This window comes from Corynebacterium sp., from assembly GCF_052107835.1.
Taxonomy (GTDB): domain Bacteria; phylum Actinomycetota; class Actinomycetes; order Mycobacteriales; family Mycobacteriaceae; genus Corynebacterium.
The window spans coordinates 1-21,495 of record NZ_JBQEDF010000057.1; the positions used below are offsets into that span (position 1 = coordinate 1).

At 67.7% G+C, this 21,495-nt stretch carries 24 protein-coding genes and 1 pseudogene; 18 read left to right on the forward strand and 7 right to left on the reverse strand.

Features of this window, described 5'->3' with window-relative positions:
* The 9 genes and pseudogenes from ACTIL2_RS12650 to fni form a co-directional block, all read left to right on the forward strand.
* A pseudogene (locus ACTIL2_RS12650) lies at positions 1-386 on the forward strand (ABC transporter ATP-binding protein); the annotation flags it as partial.
* 5 nt (positions 387-391) lie between these two features.
* The gene (locus ACTIL2_RS12655) at positions 392-1,135 is read left to right on the forward strand and encodes an ABC transporter permease (RefSeq protein WP_442337824.1); all 744 of its coding nucleotides are present in this window, start codon (positions 392-394) and stop codon (positions 1,133-1,135) included.
* A 31-nt stretch (positions 1,136-1,166) separates the two neighbouring features.
* A complete protein-coding gene (locus tag ACTIL2_RS12660; protein ID WP_442337825.1) occupies positions 1,167-1,820 on the forward strand; it encodes an HAD-IA family hydrolase in 654 nt (217 codons plus the stop codon).
* Positions 1,821-1,841: 21 nt separating this feature from the next.
* Entirely contained in the window at positions 1,842-3,566 is a 1,725-nt protein-coding gene (gene ilvD / locus ACTIL2_RS12665; protein ID WP_442337826.1) for a dihydroxy-acid dehydratase, read from the forward strand.
* Between the two features lie 99 nt (positions 3,567-3,665).
* A complete protein-coding gene (locus ACTIL2_RS12670; RefSeq protein WP_442337827.1) occupies positions 3,666-4,286 on the forward strand; it encodes a manganese efflux pump MntP in 621 nt (206 codons plus the stop codon).
* 157 nt (positions 4,287-4,443) lie between these two features.
* Entirely contained in the window at positions 4,444-5,436 is a 993-nt protein-coding gene (gene mvk / locus ACTIL2_RS12675) for a mevalonate kinase (RefSeq protein WP_442337828.1), read from the forward strand.
* A complete protein-coding gene (mvaD, locus tag ACTIL2_RS12680) occupies positions 5,433-6,440 on the forward strand; it encodes a diphosphomevalonate decarboxylase (RefSeq protein WP_442337829.1) in 1,008 nt (335 codons plus the stop codon). The genes mvk and mvaD overlap by 4 nt, the downstream gene beginning before the upstream one ends.
* Positions 6,437-7,552, forward strand: coding sequence for a phosphomevalonate kinase (locus ACTIL2_RS12685; protein WP_442337830.1), 1,116 nt, complete (start codon positions 6,437-6,439; stop codon positions 7,550-7,552). Before mvaD ends, ACTIL2_RS12685 begins: the two co-directional genes overlap by 4 nt.
* Positions 7,553-7,556: 4 nt before the next feature.
* A complete protein-coding gene (fni, locus tag ACTIL2_RS12690; protein WP_442337831.1) occupies positions 7,557-8,609 on the forward strand; it encodes a type 2 isopentenyl-diphosphate Delta-isomerase in 1,053 nt (350 codons plus the stop codon).
* Positions 8,610-8,614: 5 nt separating this feature from the next.
* On the opposite strand, the gene ACTIL2_RS12695 is transcribed toward fni, so the two are convergent.
* From ACTIL2_RS12695 to ACTIL2_RS12705, 3 genes are all read right to left on the reverse strand, one after another.
* Positions 8,615-9,802 carry a hydroxymethylglutaryl-CoA synthase gene (locus tag ACTIL2_RS12695; RefSeq protein WP_442337832.1) on the reverse strand — a complete coding sequence of 396 codons (1,188 nt, stop codon included), beginning with the start codon at positions 9,800-9,802 and terminating at the stop codon, positions 8,615-8,617.
* Positions 9,799-10,869: a hydroxymethylglutaryl-CoA reductase gene (locus ACTIL2_RS12700; protein WP_442337833.1), complete on the reverse strand. Its 1,071-nt coding sequence runs from the start codon at positions 10,867-10,869 to the stop codon at positions 9,799-9,801. The genes ACTIL2_RS12695 and ACTIL2_RS12700 overlap by 4 nt, the downstream gene beginning before the upstream one ends.
* Positions 10,870-11,012: 143 nt before the next feature.
* The gene (locus ACTIL2_RS12705; RefSeq protein ID WP_442337834.1) at positions 11,013-11,717 is read right to left on the reverse strand and encodes an NAD(P)H-dependent oxidoreductase; all 705 of its coding nucleotides are present in this window, start codon (positions 11,715-11,717) and stop codon (positions 11,013-11,015) included.
* 85 nt (positions 11,718-11,802) lie between these two features.
* Between ACTIL2_RS12705 and ACTIL2_RS12710 the strand changes: the two genes are divergently transcribed.
* Both ACTIL2_RS12710 and ACTIL2_RS12715 read left to right on the forward strand, forming a co-directional pair.
* Complete coding sequence (locus tag ACTIL2_RS12710) at positions 11,803-12,405, forward strand: TetR/AcrR family transcriptional regulator (RefSeq protein ID WP_442337835.1); 603 nt, start codon at positions 11,803-11,805, stop codon at positions 12,403-12,405.
* 50 nt (positions 12,406-12,455) lie between these two features.
* Positions 12,456-12,959 carry a mycothiol transferase gene (locus ACTIL2_RS12715; protein ID WP_442337836.1) on the forward strand — a complete coding sequence of 168 codons (504 nt, stop codon included), beginning with the start codon at positions 12,456-12,458 and terminating at the stop codon, positions 12,957-12,959.
* A 95-nt stretch (positions 12,960-13,054) separates the two neighbouring features.
* Here the strand turns inward: ACTIL2_RS12715 and ACTIL2_RS12720 are convergent, their stop codons facing one another.
* Both ACTIL2_RS12720 and ACTIL2_RS12725 read right to left on the reverse strand, forming a co-directional pair.
* Complete coding sequence (locus ACTIL2_RS12720) at positions 13,055-14,140, reverse strand: FUSC family protein (RefSeq protein WP_442337837.1); 1,086 nt, start codon at positions 14,138-14,140, stop codon at positions 13,055-13,057.
* Positions 14,137-15,237: a baeRF2 domain-containing protein gene (locus tag ACTIL2_RS12725; protein WP_442337838.1), complete on the reverse strand. Its 1,101-nt coding sequence runs from the start codon at positions 15,235-15,237 to the stop codon at positions 14,137-14,139. The genes ACTIL2_RS12720 and ACTIL2_RS12725 overlap by 4 nt, the downstream gene beginning before the upstream one ends.
* A 322-nt stretch (positions 15,238-15,559) precedes the next feature.
* Here ACTIL2_RS12725 and ACTIL2_RS12730 point away from each other — a divergent pair, with 322 nt between their 5' ends.
* Genes ACTIL2_RS12730 through ACTIL2_RS12745 form a run of 4 tightly spaced genes read left to right on the forward strand, consistent with a single transcriptional unit; the run spans position 15,560 to position 18,960 of the window.
* Positions 15,560-15,988 (forward strand): carboxymuconolactone decarboxylase family protein, encoded by a 429-nt coding sequence (locus tag ACTIL2_RS12730; protein WP_442337839.1) that lies wholly within the window; start codon positions 15,560-15,562, stop codon positions 15,986-15,988.
* The gene (locus ACTIL2_RS12735) at positions 15,985-16,890 is read left to right on the forward strand and encodes a sigma-70 family RNA polymerase sigma factor (protein WP_442337840.1); all 906 of its coding nucleotides are present in this window, start codon (positions 15,985-15,987) and stop codon (positions 16,888-16,890) included. Before ACTIL2_RS12730 ends, ACTIL2_RS12735 begins: the two co-directional genes overlap by 4 nt.
* Before the next feature lie 45 nt (positions 16,891-16,935).
* Entirely contained in the window at positions 16,936-18,135 is a 1,200-nt protein-coding gene (locus ACTIL2_RS12740; protein WP_442337841.1) for an NAD(P)/FAD-dependent oxidoreductase, read from the forward strand.
* A 24-nt stretch (positions 18,136-18,159) separates the two neighbouring features.
* The gene (locus ACTIL2_RS12745; protein WP_442337842.1) at positions 18,160-18,960 is read left to right on the forward strand and encodes an SDR family NAD(P)-dependent oxidoreductase; all 801 of its coding nucleotides are present in this window, start codon (positions 18,160-18,162) and stop codon (positions 18,958-18,960) included.
* On the opposite strand, the gene ACTIL2_RS12750 is transcribed toward ACTIL2_RS12745, so the two are convergent.
* A complete protein-coding gene (locus tag ACTIL2_RS12750; protein ID WP_442337843.1) occupies positions 18,961-19,326 on the reverse strand; it encodes a VOC family protein in 366 nt (121 codons plus the stop codon). It abuts the gene before it with no gap.
* A 112-nt stretch (positions 19,327-19,438) separates the two neighbouring features.
* On the opposite strand from ACTIL2_RS12750, the gene ACTIL2_RS12755 reads away from it, so the two are divergent.
* The 3 genes from ACTIL2_RS12755 to ACTIL2_RS12765 are packed head-to-tail and all read left to right on the forward strand — an operon-like array spanning position 19,439 to position 21,090.
* Positions 19,439-20,401: a helix-turn-helix transcriptional regulator gene (locus ACTIL2_RS12755; protein ID WP_442337844.1), complete on the forward strand. Its 963-nt coding sequence runs from the start codon at positions 19,439-19,441 to the stop codon at positions 20,399-20,401.
* 42 nt (positions 20,402-20,443) lie between these two features.
* Positions 20,444-20,749 (forward strand): nucleotidyltransferase family protein, encoded by a 306-nt coding sequence (locus ACTIL2_RS12760; RefSeq protein ID WP_442337845.1) that lies wholly within the window; start codon positions 20,444-20,446, stop codon positions 20,747-20,749.
* 20 nt (positions 20,750-20,769) lie between these two features.
* Positions 20,770-21,090, forward strand: a complete 321-nt coding sequence (locus tag ACTIL2_RS12765) for a HepT-like ribonuclease domain-containing protein (RefSeq protein WP_442337846.1) — start codon at positions 20,770-20,772, stop codon at positions 21,088-21,090.
* A gap of 29 nt (positions 21,091-21,119) precedes the next feature.
* Here the strand turns inward: ACTIL2_RS12765 and ACTIL2_RS12770 are convergent.
* Positions 21,120-21,495: type II toxin-antitoxin system VapC family toxin (locus ACTIL2_RS12770; protein ID WP_442337847.1), on the reverse strand; the 376-nt coding region annotated here is incomplete at its 5' end.

Below are 21,495 nucleotides of genomic sequence, written 5' to 3' on the forward strand. Positions count from 1 at the left end.
GGTTGGTGGTCATTGGTCGGGGTCGGATGATCGGTGAGTATTCGATGGATGAGTTTCTCGCTGGTGGGTCGCGTGTGCTCGTCGAAACCCCCGACGCCCGCCACTGCGACGTCCTCGGGCAGAAGTTGCGCACCGCAGGATTCTCCGCCGGCTACGGGGTCGGCGACGACAACGTCGACCAGTTCATGGTGGAGATCCCGTCCGGGGAATCGGAGTCGGACGTCCGGCGTGCCGTTGCGGAGATCGCCCTGACGTCGGGCGTCCCGGTCACCGGGCTGAGCACCCAGAGCGATGACCTGGAGACCCGCTTCCTGGCCGCCACGTCCGGCGCCCAGGAGTACCGCACCGATGCACTCGTCGGCGCAGGAACGACAGAAAGGAACTGAGAACAATGAACTCGCTGATCAACGCGCTGCGTGCGGAGACCACCAAGCTGCTGAGCATGCGCTCCACGATCGTCTACGCGGTCCTGCTGGCCGGTTCCCTGTTCGGCCCAGTGACATTGGCCGTCCTGTTCGACAGCAGTGATCCGGTCATCCTGGGCTGGACGGCGCTGACCTTCGGCTACGAGATCTTCCAGCTGATCGCGGTGGTCTTCGCCGCGGCGACCACCGCCGGCGACATCCGCAACCACATGCATGCCCAGGCCTTCCTGACCCAGCGGGGACGCTGGCAGTGGGTCACGGCGAAGATCATCGTCACCTCGGTGTTCATCGCTGCGTCCTACCTGGTCGGCATCGCTCTCTCACTGGGTATCGGAGCGGCGCTCGGAGGTGAACTGGTGCTGGGCACGGCTCAGACCATGTTCTACGTCCCGCTGATCGGGTCGATCGTCTTCGCCCCCCTGAGTGTGGGCCTGGCATGCGTGATCCGTAGCCAGGTCGGCGCGGTCGCCGTTCCAGTGGCGTGGATGCTGCTCATCGACGGGATGCTCGGTATGGCCGCCGAGACGATGGAGGTCTTCCGTCCGCTCGCGATGATCGCGCCCGGTCAGCGACAGGACCAGTTGATGACCGGTGCTGACCCGCTGGGGCTGGGGATGGGGACCGCCCTCTGCTACCTGGTCATCATCGGCTGGTTCGTGGTGGTGACCGCCGCCGGGTTGTGGCGCAACCACCGCGCCGACGTGCAGTGAGCGCATACGGAAACCACGTAGCATGGGTGACATGAAGTTCCACGTCGCGGCCATCCTGTTTGATATCGACGGAACGCTGGTGGATTCCACGCCGGCGGTCAACCGTGCCTGGACCGGCTGGGCCGAGGACCACGGCATCAACCCCGGGGAGGTGCTCGCCGTCTGCCACGGACGCCGCTCGGAGGACACGATCGCCGAGTACGTCCCGGAGCAGGACGTCGCCGCGGAGGTGGTCGACATGGAACGTCGTGAGGCCGCCGATGTGGACAGCGTTGTCGCGCTGCCCGGCACCAGGGACATCCTCTCGGCACTACCGGCCCGGCAGTGGGCGGCGGTGACCTCGGGCTCGCGCGCACTGATGCGTGCCCGGCTCGCCGCCACCGGGCTCCCCGAACCGGACGTCCTGATAACCGGGGACGACGTGAACGCCGGGAAACCCGATCCACAGGGCTACCACCTGGCTGCCGCCGAACTGGGGGTCGACGCGAGGGACTGCCTCATCATCGAGGACGCTCCGGTCGGGCTCGGGGCCGCTCGCGGTGCGGACGGTACGGTGCTGGCGGTCGGTACGTCCCACCCGGTCGCCGACCTCGCCGCCCTCGGTCTCGCCGATGCGGTGGTCGCTGACCTGACCGCGATCACCGTGGAGCAGACGCCGACAGGGTTGACGGTGACGGTGCCGTGACCCGTCCCCTAGAATCATGACATGGGACACAACGCAGTTGACGACGAGAACGGCACCGTAGACATCAAGCCCCGCTCACGGGACGTCACCGACGGCCTGGAGAAGACCGCGGCGCGCGGCATGCTCCGCGCCGTAGGCCTGACCGACGACGACTGGGACAAACCGCAGATCGGGGTGGCCAGTTCCTGGAACGAGATCACCCCCTGCAACCTGACGCTGAAGAAGCTCGCCGGATTCGCCAAGGAGGGTGTCCACGCTGCCGGTGGATTCCCGCTGGAGTTCGGTACGATCTCGGTCTCCGACGGCATCTCCATGGGGCACGAGGGCATGCATTATTCCCTGGTCTCCCGCGAGGTCATCACTGATTCGGTGGAGACCGTGATGTCCGCCGAGCGCCTGGACGGCTCGATCCTGATGGCGGGCTGCGACAAATCCATCCCCGGGATGCTCATGGCCGCCGCGCGGCTGAACCTGTCCTCGGTCTTCCTCTACAACGGTTCGACGATGCCGGGATCGGCGACGCTCTCGGACGGGGAGGAACGCGAGGTCACGCTCATCGACGCCTTCGAGGCCGTCGGCGCGTGCCGGGCGGGACGCATGAGCGAACAGGACGTCGACGCCATTGAACGTGCGGTCTGCCCGGGTGAAGGCGCCTGTGGCGGCATGTACACGGCGAACACCATGGCGTCCGCCGCCGAGGCGATGGGCATGAGCCTGCCGGGCTCCGCAGCCCCGCCGGCGATCCACCGCAACCGCACCGAGTACGCCCGTAAATCCGGGGACGCCGTGGTCAACCTGTTGCGCCAGGGGATCACCGCCCGCGACATCATCACCCGCGACTCCCTGCGCAACGCCGTGGCGGTGGTCATGGCGCTGGGCGGGTCAACCAATGCCGTGCTGCACCTGATGGCCATCGCACACGAGGCCGGGGTGGAACTCACCCTCCAGGACTTCAACGAGGTCGGGGACAACGTGCCGCACTTCGGCAACCTCAAACCCTTCGGCCAGTACGTGATGAACGACGTCTTCAAGGTCGGCGGCATCCCCGTCGTGATGCGGGCGCTGCTGGACGCCGGCCTGCTCAACGGCGACTGCCTGACGGTGACCGGAAAAACCGTGGCGGAGAACCTGGCGGACATCAACCCGCCGGACCCCGACGGCAAGATCCTGCGTTCCATGGACAACCCGCTGCACGCGACCGGCGGTCTGAGCATCCTCAAGGGCTCACTGGCCCCGGGGGGAGCCGTGGTCAAGACCGCAGGCTTCGACGCCGAGGTCTTCGAGGGCAATGCCCGGGTGTTCAACCAGGAGCAGCCCGCCATGGACGCTGTCCTCAACGGCGAGCTTAAGAAGGACGACGTGGTCATCATCCGCTACGAGGGGCCCAAGGGCGGGCCAGGGATGAGGGAGATGCTGTCGATCACCGGCGCGATCAAGGGCGCAGGCATCGGGAAGGACGTCCTGCTGGTCACCGACGGCCGGTTCTCCGGCGGCTCGACCGGACTGGTGATCGGCCACGTGGCCCCTGAGGCGGTGGACGGCGGGCCCATCGCTTTCGTGGAGGACGGGGACCGTATCCGGGTGGACATCGCCGCACGCTCCATCGATCTGCTCGTCGACGAGGACATCCTGGCCGAGCGGGCGGAGGGATGGGCCCCTCCGGAGAACCCGCGTCTGCACGGGGTGCTGGGCAAGTACGCGAAGCTGGTGCAGTCCGCCTCCGTTGGCGCGGTGACGAACGTGTGATGTCACCGGGGATGGTGGGCGGTCTCACCTGAAAGTGTGGGCACCCACACTTTCCACTGGCCGTGGACACACCGCAGGACCGGTGGCGATGCTGTTCCTGTGTCAGTTTTCTCCGTGTTCCTCATCGCCCTCGGCGTCTCGGCGGACGCCTTCGCCGTGGCGCTGACCTGTGGCGTGCGCATGCGCCGGCTGTTCCTGCGCAATGCAGTCCTGGTCGCCGCGGTCTTCGCGGTGTTCCAGATGGTGATGCCGCTGCTGGGGTGGATGCTGGCCTCGAACTTCAAGCGGATCCTGGAGCCGGTCGACCACTGGATCGCCTTCGTCCTGCTGGTGGGCATCGGCGGGAAGATGGTCTGGGACGCCGTCCGGGACGGCGGCGGGACGGACGGCGACCGCGGGGGCGCCGCCGGACTGACGTCGGGACCGCCGCAGGGGGACCTGCGTGTACGCCACCGGCCCGGGGTCCGGCGCCTGCTGGTGCTGGGGGTCGCGACCAGTATCGACGCCGCGGCCGTCGGGGTGACCCTGGCCATGCTCAAGGTCAACATTGTCCAGGCGGTGGCGGTGATCGGGGCGGTGACGTTCGTGCTGTCGTTGGTCGCGGTGGTCATCGGCCACCGGGTGGGGCTGCGGTTCCGCAGGTCCGCGGAGGTCATCGGCGGGCTGATGCTGATCCTGATAGGTACGCGGATCCTGGTGGAGCATCTCGGGGTGGTGTGACGGCCGGCCCGGTCCCGGTTTCGCCGTCCGCGGTGGCGAAGGCGGTGTCAGGGGATAAGGTGTTGCGGGGTAGGCTAATAACCCAGTTACTGACCCAGTACGCCTCACCCCTGGACCGACTGAAGACGTCGGAGGACCCGCTGTAGGAAGGGCTTTCGTGACATCACGCGACGGAAACGACGGAGACCACGGCCATCACGGGCACGGTGGCCACGTCGGACTCGGCGAGACGGTGGCCAAGATCATCCTGTTCGGGGAGCATTCCGTGGTCTACGGGTACCCGGCGATCGCCCTCCCGCTGCGCAACCTCCGGATGACGGTCCGCGTTGAACCCACCGCGGGGGCCGGGGTGCTCTCCGGGCTCGGTTGGTCCGGGCCGGTGGCCGAGGCGCCGGAACGTTTCGGGGGTGTGCTGCAGGCGGCGTCGGCCGCCGCCGTGTTCGCCGGGCACCCGGGCGCCACGATGGACATCACGACCCACGCCGACTTCCCGCCGGAGCGCGGGCTCGGATCCTCGGCGGCGGCGTCCGGCGCGGTGGTCCGGGCGGTGCTCGACGCGTACGACGTCACGGCGACACCGGAGGAGATCTTCACCCTCACGCAGGACGCGGAACGCATCGCCCACGGCCAGCCCTCGGGCATCGACACCGTCGCAACGGCGGCGCAGTCCCCGGTGCTCTTCCGCGCCGGTCTCGCCACGGACGTCCCGATGGACCTGTCCGCCTGGATCGTCGTCGCTGATTCCGGGATCGAGGGCAGTACGCGCGAAACCGTCGCGCACGTCAGGACGCTGCACCAGGGTGCCCCGGAGACCACGGACCTCGCCCTGGGACGGCTGGGGACCATCACCGAGGAGGCGGTCGCCGACCTCCAGGTGGGCGATGTCGAGGCACTCGGGACCAAGATGACGGAGGCGCACCGCGTGCTCTCCGACCTGGGGGTGAGCAACAGTCAGCTCGACGGCCTGGTCTCCGCCGCACTCGGGGTGGGTGCGGTCGGCGCCAAACTGACGGGGGGAGGGCGCGGCGGATGCGTTATCGCCCTGGCCCGCACCAGCGAGGACGCCCAGCGCATCGAGGATGCCTTCGCGGCGGCCGGCGCATCCGAGAGCTGGGTGTACGTCCCCCACGCCTACGAGGTGGTGTCATGACCGCCGCCACGGCGGTAGCGCACGCCAATATCGCGCTGATCAAGTACTGGGGCAAGGCGGACAACGAGCTCATCATCCCGAGGACGCCGAGCCTGTCGCTGACCCTCGACGACCTGCACACCACGACCACGGTGCGTTTCCGGGAGACCACGGTGGACCGGGAACCCGACCGGGCCACGCTCGACGGAGCCGTCCTGGACGGTCGGCCCCTGGAGCGCATCGCCTCCTTCCTGGACATCGTCCGCGCGCTCGCGGGCAGCGACAGGGGCGCCGACGTGTCCTCGGTGAACACGGTGCCGACCGCGGCCGGGCTGGCGAGCTCCGCCTCCGGGTTCGCGGCCCTGGCCGGTGCCGCGGCCACCGCGGCCGGTCTGGATCTCAGCGACCGGGATCTCTCGCGCCTGGCCCGGCGGGGGTCGGGGTCGGCGTCCCGTTCGGTCTTCGGCGGCCTGGCGCTGTGGAACGCCGGCCAGGACGACGCCACCTCCTACGCCGAACCGGTCGGGGGCGGCGACGACCTGGCCATCGTGGTGCTCGTGCTCGACGCCGGAACCAAGTCCGTGTCCAGCCGCGAGGCGATGCGCCGGACGGTGCGGACCTCCCCGGAGTACGAACCCTGGGTGCGCAGCCACCGTGACGACCTGGCCGAGGCGCTGGCCGCCGTGGAGTCAGGTGACCTGCAGAGACTGGGGGAGGCCGCCGAGCGCAATGCGCTGGGGATGCACGCCACCATGCGCGCGGCCGAACCCCCGGTCGACTACCTCACCGACGCGAGCCGGGCGGCGCTGCAGGCGGTGGAGGACGCCCGCGGGCAGGGGTTGCCCGCCTGGGCGACCATGGACGCCGGCCCCAATGTCAAGGTGCTCACCAGTGCCGGCGAGGCGGACAACGTGGACTCGTGGCTGCGTGGGAGACTGGGGACCGCGATTCCCGCCCTGCGTACCGTCGTCGCCCAGGCCGGGCCCGGTGTGCACATCACGACTGACAAGGAGGCCACCCGTTGATCGAGGTCAAAGCCCCGGGAAAGCTCTACATCGCCGGTGAGTACGCCGTGGTGGAGACCGGGTTCCCCGCCGTGCTCGTCGCCGTCGACCGTTACGTGACCGTGCGGGTCAGCGCGGCCTCCGGGACCGGGCACATCACCTCGGACCAGAACGCGGGCAGCCGCCTGCAGTGGTACCGGCGCGACGACGGCGAGGGTGGCATGGTGATCGAGCCGGAGGAGGCCACCTTCGACTTCGTCCTCGCCGCCATCCGCACCGTGGAGGAGGCCGCGGTGGCGTTGGGGACGTCACTGGAGGTCTTCGACCTGGACATCACCAGTGAGCTCGACGACGATTCCGGGCGCAAGTTCGGCCTCGGCTCGTCCGCCGCGGTCACCGTGGGGACGGTGCGTGCCCTGTGCGCCCACTACCGCCTCGACCTCACCCGCATGGAGCAGCTGAAACTCGCCCTGCTGGCCAGTGTCGGGGTACAGAGCTCGGGGTCCGGCGGAGACGTCGCCGCGAGCATGTTCGGCGGCTGGATCTGCTACACCTCCTTCGACCGGGAGTGGGCCGCCGCGGAACGCGCCACCCGTCCGCTCGCCGAACTGCTGACCATGGACTGGCCCGGCCTGTCTGTGCGCCGCGTGGTGCCGCCGGACCGTCTGCGTCTGCTCGTGGGCTGGACCGGCTCCCCGGCCTCGACGTCCCGCCTGGTCGGCGATGTGCAGACCCGCAAGACGCGGGGTGGGACGGACTACACAGGGTTCCTGGCGGAGAGCCGCCGCTGCGTGACCGCGCTGGTGGACGCACTGGACGACGATGATTCAGCCGGCATCTCCGGCGCCATCCGCCGCAACCGCGAGCTGCTGCGTGAACTCGGCGAGCACACCGGCACCGTCATCGAGACCCCCCAGCTGCGGCGGCTCATCGAGATCGCGGAGGCCAGCGGTGGTGCGTCCAAGACCTCCGGTGCAGGCGGCGGTGACTGCGGCATCGTCCTGATCGACGGTGGGGGTGCCGACGGCGCCACGGACGGTTCCGACATCGACGGTCTGCTCGCAGCGTGGGAACGTGCCGACATCCGGGTGCTCAGCCTCCACGAGCACCAGCCCGACGGGCTGGTGGGGTGACGCGATGAGCAGCCAGCGCAAGGACGAGCACGTCCGCATCGCCGAGGAACTGCGCGGCGGGCGCCCCCGCCCCGTCGGTGGCTTCGACGACATCAGGTTCGTCCACCACGTCTTCAACGGGCTGGCACGGGACGCGGTGGACACCGGGACCAGCGTCGCCGGTCAGCGGTGGGACGTCCCCTTCTACATCAACGCGATGACCGGCGGCAGTGAGCGGACCGGGCTGATCAACGCCGACCTGGCCCGTGCCGCCTCTGCGGCCGGGGTGTCGATGGCCAGTGGATCCGTCAGCCCGGCACTACGGGACCCGTCGCTGGCACCGACCTTCCGGGTGATCCGGGACAACGCTCCCTCGGCGTTCCTGCTGGCCAACGTCAGCCCGGAGATGACGTTGGAGCAGGCCCGCCGGGCGGTGGGGCTGATGGACGCGGACGCCCTGCAGATCCACGTGAACCCGGCGCAGGAACTGGTGATGCCGGAGGGCGACCGCGACTTCAGCGGCTGGCTCGACCGGATCGGGGAGATCGTGGACGGTGTCGGTGTACCGGTCATCGTGAAGGAGGTCGGTTTCGGCATCAGCCCCGGCAGCATCGCAGAACTCACTGCCCGGGGAGTGCGGACCGTCGACGTCAGCGGACGCGGCGGTACGAACTTCGCCGACATCGAGAACCACCGGCGTGAACGCCGGGAGTACGCCTACCTGGCCGGATGGGGACAGACCACGGTGGAGTGCCTGCTCGACGCGCACGGCACGCACGTGGAGATCCTGGCGTCCGGCGGGGTGCGTACGCCGTTGGACGTGGTGCGTGCCCTGGCTCTCGGAGCCCGGGCGGTCGGGGTGAGCGGTCACTTCCTCCACCTGCTGCTGGAGGAGGGGTTGGACGCGCTGATCAGCGAGCTGGAGTCATGGAAGGAGCAGGTGCGCACCCTGATGACGTTGCTGGGGGCCGCCGACGTGCCCTCCCTGGGTGCGACGGACGTCCTGGTCACGGGTGGGACCGCGGACTTCGCGCGGCTCCGTGGGGTGGACCTGGAGGCGCTGGCCCACCGTCGGTGACGTGACTAGCGGACCGCGTACTTGCGGGCGCGGCCCTCGACCCCGGTGAAGCGGAAGGGACCGGTGGTGGTCTCCGGGGTGGCCTCGTCGCCACTGCTGCCGTGCGGGCCGTTGTGCAGGGCCCGGTAGTCGTCGATGCCCACCGGGACCCGTGCGTCGAGCACCGAGGTCACGGCCGCGGTGTCGCGGTGCTCCAGGTACCCCGGCTGCACGATGCCGGTGAGGAACTCACTGACGCAGCCCGAGCCGTAGCTGAACAGTCCGACGCGGCGTCCTGCCAGGTCGTCGTCGTGGTCGATCAGCGAGGCCAGCGCGGAGAACAGTGAGGCGGTGTAGCTGTTGCCGAGCCGGCGGTTGTAGCGGGACCCGGTCTCCAGGCCGGTGTCGCGGCCGTCGGCGGCGTCCCCCGGGTTCAGTGCGGTGCTGATCTCGTCGCCGGTGATCTCCCGGAGCCGCTGCTGCGCCTTCTTCGCCATCTTCGTGTACGGCTGGTGGTACAGCACGCGGTCAATGTCGGTGATGGCCGGACCGCCGCGTCCCGCGAGGTCGTCCCATGCGCCGGTGAGCGCGTCCAGGTAGGCGGTGACCGACAGCTGGCCGTCGACGATGGCGGTGGTGGAATCGTTGGGACGCCAGAAGTCATCGACGTCGGTGGTGGAGATGCCGCTCAGTGGCTCGATCTCGACCAGTGCGGGGTCGGATGACACGAGCATCGCCACCGCACCCGCGCCCTGGGTCGGCTCGCCGGGGGAGTCGAGCTCGTAGCGTGCGTTGTCGCTGGTGATGATCAGGACCCGCTCGTCCGGTGCGCGGCTGACGATGCCGATCGCCGCCTGCAGTGCCGCCGTCCCGCCGTAGCAGGCCTGCTTCATCTCGACGACGCGGATCCCGTGGGGCAGTCCGAGCAGCCGGAGCGCGGCGACGCCGGCGGCCTTGGACTGGTCCACGCCGCTCTCCGTCGCGAACAGCAGGGTGCGGATGCCGTCGGTGCCGTTGCGTTCCAGCAGTGGCTTGGCCGCGGCGGCGCCCATGGTGACGATGTCCTCGTCAGGCGCGAGCACACTCATTTCGGACTGGCCGAGACCGAGGGTGAATTTCGCGGGGTCGATGCCCTTCGATCCCGCCAGGTCCGCGAGGTCGACAACATGGTGTCCCGTGGAGAGTTCCAGGTCGTGAATACCGATTGCGGTCATTCGTTCTCGCCTTTCCGCCGTTCCATGCTGAGGTGTGTGGACATCAACTCGCCCGGATTGGTCTGCGCCGCGAGCAGTGACAGTTCACCGCATAATACCGTGGCGGCGATCAGCGAAGCGAGACGCCTGGAGTTTTCCCCGGTTTCGCGCTGGTCGCGGCACCCGAGGCGGTCGAGGGCGTCGGCGATCTCCGGATGGTGCTTCCCGCTGCCGACCGTGCCGACGATGATGTTGGGCAGGGTGCAGGAGAAGTAGAGCCCCTCCTCGCGGGTCTCGGCGTAGGTGATCCCCTGGGAACCCTCGACGATGTTGGCGGCGTCCTGCCCGGTGGCCAGGTAGATGGCGAGCAGCATGTTGGCGTAGTGGGCGTTCGCGGAGCGCAGTGCCCCGGCGATCGTGCTGCCGACGAGGTCCTTGCGGACAACGAGGTCCGTGATGGCGGACGCCGTGGTCCGGAGACGACGGTCGACGACCTCGTGGGGCAGCAGGATCTCCGCGATGACGTTCTTGCCGCGGCCCAGGATGCCGTTGACGGCGGTGGCCTTCTTGTCGCTGCAGTAGTTGCCGGACACGGAGCCGTAGTCCAGGCCGAGCTGCCAGGAGAGGACCCGTTCCATGAGTGCGTCGGCGGCCTTGGTGACCATGTTGTGGCCGGAGGCGTCGCCCGGGTGGAGGGCGAACCGGACGAACAGCAGGTTGCCGACGATCTCCGTGTGGATGTCGGTGAGCCTGCCGTGGCTGCTGGTGCGTGACACGACCTCCTGCAGCTCGGGGAGGCGGGACTCGACGGCCCGTGCGCCGACGGCGGCGGTGGCGGCGTCGGGTGCGACGAAGAGGGTGGAGCGCGTCATGCTCTCGGCGACGACGGTGGTGCGGATGCCGGTGGGCAGTTCCCGGGAGATGCTGGCGCCGCGTCCGACGGACGGCCACAGCGGGGTCTCGAAGGTTGCCAGGGGAACCGGGACCTCCTCGTAGGGGGAGTCCGGGGAGAATCCGTCACCGCTGAGACGCAGGGGGCCTACCCACTGCGTCGGGATGGCCGTCGTTGTCGGCTCAGTGTCGTTCACGTAGCACCTTTCTGGGGCGGAGAGTGGTCAGGCAGCATGCCGGAGTGAGGTCCGTAGCCTGATTAACGTCAATGGGAACAGATTACTGAGCTTAGTGGGTGCTGTCTGTCGTTCCGTCGCCCGAGGTGGGTTACTGGGGTGGGCTACTGGTGTGTGGCCTGCAGGAGCCCGTCGCGGACCTCGAACGGGTCCGTTTTCGGGGTCGCGTTGCGTCGGGTCGGTCGGGCGTGGGCGGCCCTGACGTCCTTGTCTGCGAGGGTCTCCATCCGGGCGATCCACGCGTTCCGCTTAGCGGGTGTGGACGTCCGTACCGGCCCGATGCGGGTGAGGTGGGTGGGCGAGAAGCCGCAGAACCTCAGTGTCGACCGGACGATCTGCCGACGGGTCGGGCTGCCCTGCACCAGGGAGAGGTAGATTCCGGGGGAGTCGGCGGTCATGATGAACCTCGCCGACCTGCCTGTGAGGTGGCCGTGCGGCAGTCCGCGCTTGTCGTAGTGGTAGGCCCACTTCGCTTCGAGGGTCCGGTCGATGAACCCCTTGAGCAGCGCGGTCGTGGACCCCCACCAGACCGGTGAGAGTACGACCAGGTGGTCGCAGGCGACGAGGAGTTCCTGGGCGTGGGCCAGGTCGGGTTCCAGCGGCTGGTCGCCGCGGAGGCCTGCGTGGAGTACGGGGTCGAACCGGAGGTCGCGCAGGGTGAGCCGGTGGACCGTCGCGCCGGCGCGTTCGGCGGCTGCGGCGTAGGACGCGGCGAGCGCCGCGGTGAGGGAGTCGGGGTTCGGGTGGCCGTCGATGACGAGGACGGTCGGGGTGGTCTCGGCGGCATCGGTGGTGGTGAGCGGTGACATGGGGTGTCTCCTGTGGTGGTTCCGGGATCTGATGTTTACGGTGTCAAGATTCGGACAGGCTTCAGTGTGCGATAGAATCTTTCTCATGTCAAGATCTAATCCCGGAACCGACCGTCCCTACCATCACGGCCATCTGCGGGAGTCCCTTCTTGCGGCCGCGCTCGATCTGCTCGCGGAGAAGCCGTCGGGGGAGATCAGCCTGCGCGAGGTGGCGAAGGTGGCGGGCGTGAGTCATGCCGCTCCGTACCACCACTTCGACAGCCGGACGTCCCTGCTCAAGGCGCTGGGAACGGAGTGCATGCGGGAGTTCGTGGGTCGGCAGCGTGACGCGGTGGAGGTTGCCGGGTCCGGTCGTGACGCGTTGCGGGACCAGGGGGTCGCCTATGTCCGCTTTGCCGCGGAGAAGCCCCACGCCTTCGACCTCATCTTCGACTCCTCGATCTGCCCTCCCGGCGATCCTGCCCCGGGGACGGGCGAGCTCATCCGGGAGAACGAGGAACTGCTGGCGTCGACGGTTGCCTGGGCGCAGCGGGACGGGTTGTTCGCGGGGGAGAACACGGAATCGGTCGCTGACGCCATGTGGGGGACGGTGCACGGACTCGCTCACCTGGTCACCGAGGGACATCTCGGGCTGGACGCCGCGGTCACCTCGATCGGTGCGGTTGCCGGGGGCGGGGCGAAGGGATAGGGCCGGAGAACGGTGGTGCGTCCGGCCGTCCATCTGCTTGACTCGGAGACATGGACAACGAGCCGACGTACCCGGACGCCGCACGCCTGGACGATTCACGCCTGGACGCCTTCCTGGCGGTCGCCGGGGAGATCCTGGACGGCTACGACACGGCCCTGGACACGCTCGACGACACGACGGTGAACACGACCCCGGTGCCGGGGACGGTCAACTCCGCATTCGCACTGGTTTCCCATGTCCGTGGCATGGCGTACTTCTGGGGAGGGTCCTTCGTGGCGGGGGAGGTCATCGCACGGGACCGGGACGCTGAGTTCCGTGCGACGGGAACGGTCGGGGAGGCCCACCAGGTCATCGGGGACGTTCGTCGGCGACTGCCCGGGTGGGCATCGATCGCATTGACGGAGGGCATCCGCAACAGGGAGGCGAAGGGGACATCGCGCCGGGACATGGAGAATGCGACTCCGGAATGGGTGCTCGACCATATTCTCCACGAGCTGGCACAGCATCTCGGCCACCTCGAGATCTGCCGGGATGTGGTGGTCGCCGAACAGTGACTCCGGGTGGGGTTCCTGGCGGGCCGCTATTACGACCATGACTGACACCCTGCACCTGACCGGGCTCCATCAGAGGTGTGTGGCCATCGGGGACGTCAGTCCCGTGACGACACCCGTGCCTGACGCGAGGACGCGACGTCGTCCACGATCTCCACGATGTGCCGCAGACCCGTGATCAGTGTGCTGTACACCGGCCAGTGCTTGGTCGGTAGGTCATGGTCATCGGACAGGTCACTGGTCGCCGCGTCCAACCTCTCTGTGAGGGGCTCGACCTCGGCGTCCGGGTCCGCGACCGCGCGTCCGGCATCCCGGGCGATCCCCGCCCACCGTTCACGGAAACGGTCGTCCCACGCGCCGGACGCGTAGCTTGCCTCCCGCAGCGTGCGCGCGAGGTTGCGGAGGTGGGAGATGCCTTCGTCGGTCCGTCGCAGAATGTCCTCCCAGCTTGCCTCCGCAGGATCCGGCCGAACCTCGCGACGGGCCCTGGAACGGCGCAGCCTGGACAGGTAGGACCGGGGATTCGCCCGCTGGCTCTCCCGGGCGAAACGTACCGTTGACCAGGCGCCGTCCAGCTCCCGGGAGATGGACTCCGTCTCCTCGACCCAGGCTTCGGCACGGTCGGTGTCCCAGGAGGTCGAGAACTCCTCGCCCATGTTCTCCAGCACCGACCCGATCCGTCGGTTCACGCTGTCGACGTACCTGGAGGCCTGGCTGTCCCGCAGCGGAGGCAGGACCAGAAGGTTCACCACGATTCCCACACCGATGCCCGTGAGGATCTCCAGGATCCGGTCGCCGAACTGCTGCTGTTGCTCCGAGAAGCCGTCGCTGAGGATGAAGATGGACATTGTGGCGACCGTGATGCCTTCGTCCCGGATCCACCGGACCCTCGACAGCGACATCCCCACCAGCAGTGCCAGGGCATACGTCCACAGTGACACCCCCAGGTAGTTGCCCACCAGGAATGCCACGGCGATGCCGAGCAGGGAGGCGATGGACGACTGGATGCCGCGGGACAGCGTGCGGTAGGTGGTCGCATGGATCGTGAGTAGCGCCACCCACGGCCCGAGGAACGGGTACTCGGTGCCCAGCACATTGACCGACAGCCACCACGCACCCGTTGCGGCGATAATGCACTTCAGGATCTGCAGGGCGGAGTCGGACAGTGCCGCGCTGGGTATCATCCGTTGAGTTCGGATTCGCCGAGGTCGGCCGGAGCCTCGTAGCGCAGGATCGCCGCGATGTTCTCCGTCACCGGGGCATCGATCAGCGTGGCTTCCGAATCGGTCTGCGCGCAACTGACAAGCAGTTCGCTTTCACTGCGTTCTCCGGGGGCAGACGCTTCGTAGCGCAGCAGGAGGGTGTCGACGGCGCCCATGCCCGCCGCCTGGGCGACCGCGCGCGTGCCTTCGGCGGTGCGGTTGCGGACGCGCGCCTCCTCGAATCGGTGCACCTGTTCCAGCCTGTGGCCCGCGCCCACGTCGCTGGCGATGGTGCTGACGACCTCGGACAGGGCTTCATCGGCGCCGTCGCCACCGGTGGCCGCGGCCCCGCCCTCGTCGGTGTCCTGGATGATGGCGGCCAGTTCGGCGAAATGGTCGTCGAGTTCGCTGTGCAGTGCACTGCGTCCCTGGGTTTCACCCGCCAGCACCAGGACGTCCGGACGCCAGCTCTTGGCGATCTCGTTGAGCCGCTCGGCGATGCCCCGGGCATTCTGCTTGACGGATTCGTCCGCGCTCCGCTGGATCTGGTTGTGGGACAGTGCTCCCTGGCGTGGCTTCTGGACATCGTCCTCGCTGGAGCTCTCGACGGTGATCTCGGTGTCGGAGTTGTCGTCGACCAGGCTCTTGTCCTCGGTGGCGACAACGCGCCGTACCACCGCGCCCGTCTGGTCGGTGACGGCGACCAGCAGCCGGACGGCGGCGGCGCGTTCGCGGACGTAGGACGCCAGTTCCGGCACCTCGCTGAGGTAGGAACCGTCCCCGGAACCGGGGTTCGCGTCCCACGTTTCGTCGAGGAGGACGCCCTGCCCGTTCGCGACCAGGACGCGGCCGTCGGACTGGATCTCGCGCATGTCCTGCGGGGGATTGTCGAGCAGCAGGTCGTTGAGGGCGGTGAGCGCGGACTCCGGGGCGTCCTGCTCCTCGAGCTTTTCGCGCTGGGCCTCCCAACGGAGTCGGAGCTGGGTGTCCGCATCCTCCGAGGGGGTGCGTCCTTCGAGGTAGAGGGTGACGAACGGGCTTGTGGCCTCGGCGATGGTGCGTACGGTGTCGAGCTTCATGGTGGGCTCCTTTCCGGTCGGCTGTCCGTGCTCCGGGTGAATGGGGCCCACGACCCTACCCGTGCCCTGCGGAAACTCGCAGGGGTCAGGCAGACTGCGTTTCTGTGCGCTGCGTGTGCCTGCGTCTGCGGGTCTGGAGGGTGAGCACCGATGGCGGATCCCAGGGGTGGATTCAAGGTGACGCCGACAGTCCCGACGAAGAATAGTTCTACGCCGGTGCACACAGAGGGGCTCAGGAGGGCCGCATGCGTGCACGGGCGTAGAAAGATTCCGTGTGACCTGTGCGTTGTCACGCGCGAACCTGCCGCATCGTCTCCTCTGCATGACACACTTCGATTTCAGCAAGTCCCACAAGCGCACCTACGCCGCCGCCGGCGCCCTGGAACTCGCCGCGCGCAGCGGCCTGAGTCGCGACCAGCGACTCCTGGTGCAACTCCGGGCGTCCTTCCTGAACGGCTGCAGTTTCTGCATCAGCATGCACAGTGAGGAGGCCCTGAAGCACGGCCACGACCAGGAGTGGGTCGATGCCATCCGCGACTGGGAACCGGGCACCGTCACCAGCACCTTCAGCGGTTCAGACGCGCTCATCCTGGAGTTCACCACCTTGGGGACCCGGCTAGCCGACGGCTACGACCACGACCTGCAGGAAAGGGTCATCGAGGAATTCGGGGAGAAGGTCACTGGCGCCCTGATCAGCCAGATCGCCGCGATCAACACCTGGAACCGGATCAGCGTACTGTCCGAGAAGTGAGTTCCGATTCCACCACAGATGCCTGGGTCAGCGAGCGACCGCGGCTGCTCGGCCTCGCGTACACGGTGCTGGGGTCCTGGCAGGATGCGGAGGACGTTGTCTCGGAGGCGTGGCTGCGTCTGGAGAAGGTGGACAGAACGGCGCAGGCGCCCCGCGATGTCGCGTCCTGGCTGACCACCGTGGTCTCCCGGTTGGCGTTGGACGCGGCGACGACCGCGGCGAAGCGCCGGGAGTCCTATGTGGGGCAGTGGTTGCCGGACGTGGTAGCTGGTGACGCGGCCCCGGAGAGCGCAGAGGACCGGGTACTGCTCGGTGAGCACGTGGACCTGGCGTTCGTGAGACTGCTGCAGACCCTGGGCCCGGTCGACCGGGTGATCGTGGTGCTCGGCGAGGTGGCCGGGTTGCCGCACAAGGAGATCGGCGAGGTGACGGGAACGACACCGGCGGCGACACGGCAGCGACTGCGGCGTGCACGCACGGCGATCGGGGCGCCCGGTGGAGACAGTCCGGATACGGCTGGTGGCGTCGTGGCACACAGCGCCGACAGAGATCTGCTGGATGAACTTTCCCGGGCACTGAACACAGGGGACCTGCAGGTCCTGGTCACCCGACTCTCCGAGGGTTGCGTCCTGTGGACGGACTCCGGGGGCCTGTCGAGGGCCGCGCTCAATCCTGTCCGCGGCGCCGCGAAGGTCATCAGGTTCCTGCAGGGGCTCATCGCGAAGTACGGGATGCCGCGGATCGAGGTGGTGGATGCGGTGGGTGGCCCCGTCCTGCGTGCGGTTTCCACCGATATGACCCGCATCGTCACGCTCGAGGTCGCCGACGGTCACGTCACCGGCATCCAGATCCAGCAGAATCCGCACAAGATCACCACCACCGGCGACACATCATCGCGCTGACCACCGCCGTGGTGGGCCCGGGGATTCGCGCCTACCGTGGAAAACATGTCGGACTACATCAGCTACACGTACCTGATCGTGGGCGGCGGAATGGTCGCCGACAACGCTGCCAGAGGAATCCGCGAGATCGACACGGACGGCAGCATCGGCATCGTGGCCCGGGAAGCCACGCCGCCCGCCGCCCGCCCCGCACTGTCCAAGAAGCTGTGGACGGACCCGTCCTTCTCCTTCGATGACATATGGCTGAACACCGAAGCGGACACCGGTGCCGTACGGCACTCACAGGAGGTCGCCGTCGATCTGGACCCCGCCGCGCATTCGCTGCGCACCGACAGCGGGACAGAGATCCACTACGAGCGGTTGCTGCTGGCCACGGGTGCTTCGCCGAACACACTCGACCTCCCGCCCGACGAGCGGATCATCCACTTCCGTTCCGTCGACGACTACCGGAAGCTCAGAAGCATGGCCGGGGACCACCGCCGGATCGCCGTGGTGGGCGGGAGTTTCATCGCCACCGAACTGGCGGCGGCACTCGTGCAGAACAACACGGACGTGACCCTGATCTACCCGGAATCGGTGCTCGGGGAGAAGTTCTTTCCCGGGCACCTGGCCGAAAGCCTCGAGGGGACGTTCCGCGACAACGACGTGGAACTGAAATCCGGGACCTCGGTCGATTCCGCCGAGGTCGGGGACGACGGGATACATCTGAAGCTGTCATCGGGCGAGGTGGTCGGCTGCAGTGCCGTCGCCGCGGGCGTCGGCGTGTCCCCGGACACCGGGGTCGCTGAGAGCGCTGGGCTGTCGGTGGGGGACGGAATCGAGGTCGATGAACGGTTGCGGACGGGTGCGCCGGACATCCTCGCGGCCGGAGACGTGGCGTCCTACCCGGACGTCATTCTCGGCCGTACCCGGGTTGAGCACGTCGACAACGCCAACGAGATGGGACGCCAGGCGGGTCGCAATCTCGCCGGGGCGGACGAGCCCTACACGCACACGCCGTACTTCTACTCCGTGCTGTTCGACAACCGCTACGAGGCGGTGGGGGTGCTGGATTCATCCCTGGAGACCGTCGAGGAATGGCACGGCGACAAGTGTGTGGTCCACTACATCGACGCCGACCGGGTGGTGGGCGTGCTGCTGTGGAACGTGTCGGGGCGCCGGGATGCTGCACGTGACGCCATCGCGAACGCCGACGCGTCCGACAGTGACGCCCGCGACCAACTGCGCACGCGAATAGGGTTCTGAGAGAAACCGACGAAGGAGAGCACCATGGATCTCGGCATTGACGGACGTACGGCACTGATCACCGGCGGCGATTCGGGTATCGGCTGGCAGACGGCCTCCGAACTGCTGGCTGAGGGGGCGACGGTGGTCATCACCGACCGCGACCGGCAGAAGCTGGAGGAGGCCGCGGCGAAATTGGACGCGGCGCCGGGACGGCTCCACGCGTTCCCGGCGGACCTGACCAGGCTCGGAGACATTGACGCCCTCCGCCAGCATGTGTCGGAGGCGGTCGGGCCGGTGGACACGGTGGTGCACTGTGCGGGGGTCACGGGTGCGCAGGGTCTGTTCCACGAGATCGACGACGACGGCTGGAGGGACACCCTGGACATCGACCTGCTCGCCCCCACGCGGGTGGCCCGCGCCTTCCTGGACGATCTGCGGGACAGTGGAAAGGGGCGCCTGGTGTTCCTGACCTCGGAGGACGCGGTCCAGCCCTACGACGACGAACTGCCGTACTGCGCCGCGAAGGCCGGGGTCCTCGCTCTGGCGAAGGGGCTGTCCCGGAGCTACGCCACCGAAGGACTGCGGGTGAACTGCGTGTCGCCGGCGTTCATCCACACCCCGATGACGGACGCGATGATGGACAAACGGGCGGAGTCACTCGGGGTGGACCGCGACCAGGCCATCAGCAGTTTCCTCGATGAGGAACGGTCGTTCCTCGAGTTGAAGCGGCGCGGGACCCCCGAGGAGGTGGCTGCCGTCGTCACCTTCCTGTGTTCCGACCGTGCGTCCTTCGTGAACGGTTCAAACTACCGGGTGGACGGGGGCTCGGTGGCGACCGTGTGATCAGTCCACCGGTGCGATGCGGAGCAGGTTGCCGTCCGGGTCCGCGGCGACGAAGGTGCGTCCGAAAACGGCGTCGTGGGGTTCCATGACGATGTGGACGCCTTTGCTGCGCCAGTCCTCGTACCGCTCCTCGATCTGGGTGGTCGTCCCGAGACAGAGACAGAGTTCGCTGGTGCGTGTCTGTGGCCAGGTGGTGATGTCGTTTCCGCTCCACAGGGCGAGTTGCGGCCCACCCGGCAGTTCGAAGGCGATGAACCGCGGGGATTCGAATGACGGCGTGAGGTCGAGCAGATCCCCGTAGAACCGTGCGGACGCGGGGGCGTCGCTGACGTAGATGATGAACATGTAGGGGTTTGGGGTGACCATGGTGGGCTCCTTAACTGCGTTGGTGGTGAAGGACGCCGCCTTTCGGCGCCTCTGGTGCACAGTGTCGGGGCGAATAGCGGCAAGAACTGTCAGGGTTTGGAAAAATAGTGGCATGAATCGTTCCCAGCGGCTGTTCGACCTGCTCAGCCTCCTACGCTCGGGTGGCCGTTCGACCGTTGGCGAGCTGGCGGAAGCGTTGTCGGTCTCGGCGCGCACGATCCACCGCGATATTGCGACTCTCACCGGGGCAGGCGTCCCGGTCGTCACCGAGACGGGGCGCTACGGCGGCGTCCACCTTCTTCCCGCCGGGAGGTCGATGCCGGACGGATTGTCGGTGCGTGAGCGCGACCTGCTGCAGGCCACCGGGTTGGATCTGGACCGAGCCTCCCAGCTCGGGCAGGAAGCCGTGGCCCGGGCAGCGATCGGGAAGCTGGGGCGGCGGAGCTCCCGGCCGCGGAAGCTGTCACTGTCCGAGGTGGTGGTCACCGACAACCGTCCGTGGTTCGGCGACTCGTCCGACGCAGGGGACGTCGAGGGAATCGCGGAGGCGGTGCAGACCGGGAACCGGCTGGCGATCACGTACCGGCGCAGCGGCGAGCGGGGCGATGAGGAAAGACTGGTCGACCCGTATGGCCTGCTGAGCCGCGGCGGACGGTGGTACCTCATCGCTGACCGGGACGGGTCCCTGCGGCAGTACGCCGTGTCCCGGGTTGTGGAGTGGGAGTTGGTGGACGCTCCGCGGCGTCTTCGCCCCGGAGTGGGTCTGCAGGCCGCGGTGGAGGAACTGGCGGAGAGACTGGAGCGCCCGGCGGAGACCGTCGACGTTGTGGCGGAGCTGGACGCCGGCAGCGTTGATCTGGCGCGGCGCATCCTGGGTAGTCGGCTGACGGCTGTCGATTCTGTGGGGTCTCACGACACGTCGATGACGATCACGGTGACCTACCGGCAGGTGGAGGACGTCCGGCAGTTGCTGCAGTTCGGTGACCACATCGAGGTGACCTCACCTCCCGGTGCGCGGGCACTGGTGGCGCAGCTGGGTGCGGCGATCGTACGGCGGCATGACGACGCCAGGTGAGCTGCCGGGTGGACGCCCAGGAGAAACGTTAGGATAGGTGCTATGACTACACCGGCAGGGTTGGATTCCGCGTCGATCACCGACGTGTGCATACGATTCGATGTTGCCCGTCTTAAGGTGTTCGGCTCCAGAGCCACGGGGCAGTTCGATCCCGTATCAAGTGACATTGATTTTCTCGTCGAGTTCCAGCCAACGGCAGCTGGGGGGATTGGCCCGTTCTTGGCGCTGAAGGAGCAACTGGAGCAAGTCGTAGGTCGGAACGTGGACTTGGTGGAGGAATCAGCTGTTCGTAACCCCTTTTTCTACCGACATGTACTTGCAGAAGCTGTGGATGTCTATGAAGCCTGATTCTGCGGCGTTGGTATGGGATGCATCTCGATGCCGCCAAAGCTATCGGCCTATTCCTGGATGGGGTATCAGAGGAGCAGTATCTCACTGATCTCTTACGGCGCCGAGCTGTCGAGCGAGAACTTGAGATCGTTGGTGAAGCTCTGGGGCCGCTACGCAGGAATGATGTGGAAACCTCGGACCAGATCCCCGGTCTTCACCAAGCGGTGGGGTTGCGAAATATCCTCATCCATGGGTACGCGCAGGTTGTCGATCAGAGGATTTACGCCACTGCTGTGAATGATGTTCCATCCATGACTGAGGTGCTTGCGCGACTACTTTTGGAGGTTGAGGAGAACTGACGGGTGTCCACACAGGACGAGGAACCTCGTCAATCGCCGAGCGCCTCGCAGACACTCCTAATCCCCGGTGCCCTGCTCAACCGGGCATCCGTAGTGACCAGCGCGCAGTCCAGCAGTTCCGCAAGTGCGATGTACTGGGTGTCATAAGGTGTGACATTGTCACGGAGTTCCCGGACCCTCGGCAGGAGCGGGAGGTGGGAGGACGCGCGGATCGGCAGGTCGTGAAGCTCTTCGACCGCCAGGTCAGCCCTGGGTTGCCCGGTTCCACCTGTGGCGACCAGCTTGCGTACGACTGAAGCCACCTCGGGGTAGATGAGCTCCGGCGCGTGAATTACTTCGCCACGTAGCCGTGCCCGCGTGGTGCCACCGTCGGCACAGAACGGCGTGAGCCCCCGGCGAGACGTT

What these genes read in the sequence shown, in the direction of transcription:
- ACTIL2_RS12655 (WP_442337824.1), top strand. Translation starts at nt 392, where the DNA reads ATGAACTCGCTGATCAACGCGCTGCGTGCGGAGACCACCAAGCTGCTG.
- ACTIL2_RS12660 (WP_442337825.1), top strand. Translation starts at nt 1,167, where the DNA reads ATGAAGTTCCACGTCGCGGCCATCCTGTTTGATATCGACGGAACGCTG.
- ilvD (WP_442337826.1), top strand. Translation starts at nt 1,842, where the DNA reads ATGGGACACAACGCAGTTGACGACGAGAACGGCACCGTAGACATCAAG.
- mvaD (WP_442337829.1), top strand. Translation starts at nt 5,433, where the DNA reads ATGACCGCCGCCACGGCGGTAGCGCACGCCAATATCGCGCTGATCAAG.
- fni (WP_442337831.1), top strand. Translation starts at nt 7,557, where the DNA reads ATGAGCAGCCAGCGCAAGGACGAGCACGTCCGCATCGCCGAGGAACTG.
- ACTIL2_RS12695 (WP_442337832.1), bottom strand. Translation starts at nt 9,802, where the DNA reads ATGACCGCAATCGGTATTCACGACCTGGAACTCTCCACGGGACACCAT.
- ACTIL2_RS12705 (WP_442337834.1), bottom strand. Translation starts at nt 11,717, where the DNA reads ATGTCACCGCTCACCACCACCGATGCCGCCGAGACCACCCCGACCGTC.
- ACTIL2_RS12710 (WP_442337835.1), top strand. Translation starts at nt 11,803, where the DNA reads ATGTCAAGATCTAATCCCGGAACCGACCGTCCCTACCATCACGGCCAT.
- ACTIL2_RS12715 (WP_442337836.1), top strand. Translation starts at nt 12,456, where the DNA reads ATGGACAACGAGCCGACGTACCCGGACGCCGCACGCCTGGACGATTCA.
- ACTIL2_RS12720 (WP_442337837.1), bottom strand. Translation starts at nt 14,140, where the DNA reads ATGATACCCAGCGCGGCACTGTCCGACTCCGCCCTGCAGATCCTGAAG.
- ACTIL2_RS12725 (WP_442337838.1), bottom strand. Translation starts at nt 15,237, where the DNA reads ATGAAGCTCGACACCGTACGCACCATCGCCGAGGCCACAAGCCCGTTC.
- ACTIL2_RS12730 (WP_442337839.1), top strand. Translation starts at nt 15,560, where the DNA reads ATGACACACTTCGATTTCAGCAAGTCCCACAAGCGCACCTACGCCGCC.
- ACTIL2_RS12740 (WP_442337841.1), top strand. Translation starts at nt 16,936, where the DNA reads ATGTCGGACTACATCAGCTACACGTACCTGATCGTGGGCGGCGGAATG.
- ACTIL2_RS12745 (WP_442337842.1), top strand. Translation starts at nt 18,160, where the DNA reads ATGGATCTCGGCATTGACGGACGTACGGCACTGATCACCGGCGGCGAT.
- ACTIL2_RS12750 (WP_442337843.1), bottom strand. Translation starts at nt 19,326, where the DNA reads ATGGTCACCCCAAACCCCTACATGTTCATCATCTACGTCAGCGACGCC.
- ACTIL2_RS12755 (WP_442337844.1), top strand. Translation starts at nt 19,439, where the DNA reads ATGAATCGTTCCCAGCGGCTGTTCGACCTGCTCAGCCTCCTACGCTCG.
- ACTIL2_RS12760 (WP_442337845.1), top strand. Translation starts at nt 20,444, where the DNA reads ATGACTACACCGGCAGGGTTGGATTCCGCGTCGATCACCGACGTGTGC.
- ACTIL2_RS12765 (WP_442337846.1), top strand. Translation starts at nt 20,770, where the DNA reads ATGCATCTCGATGCCGCCAAAGCTATCGGCCTATTCCTGGATGGGGTA.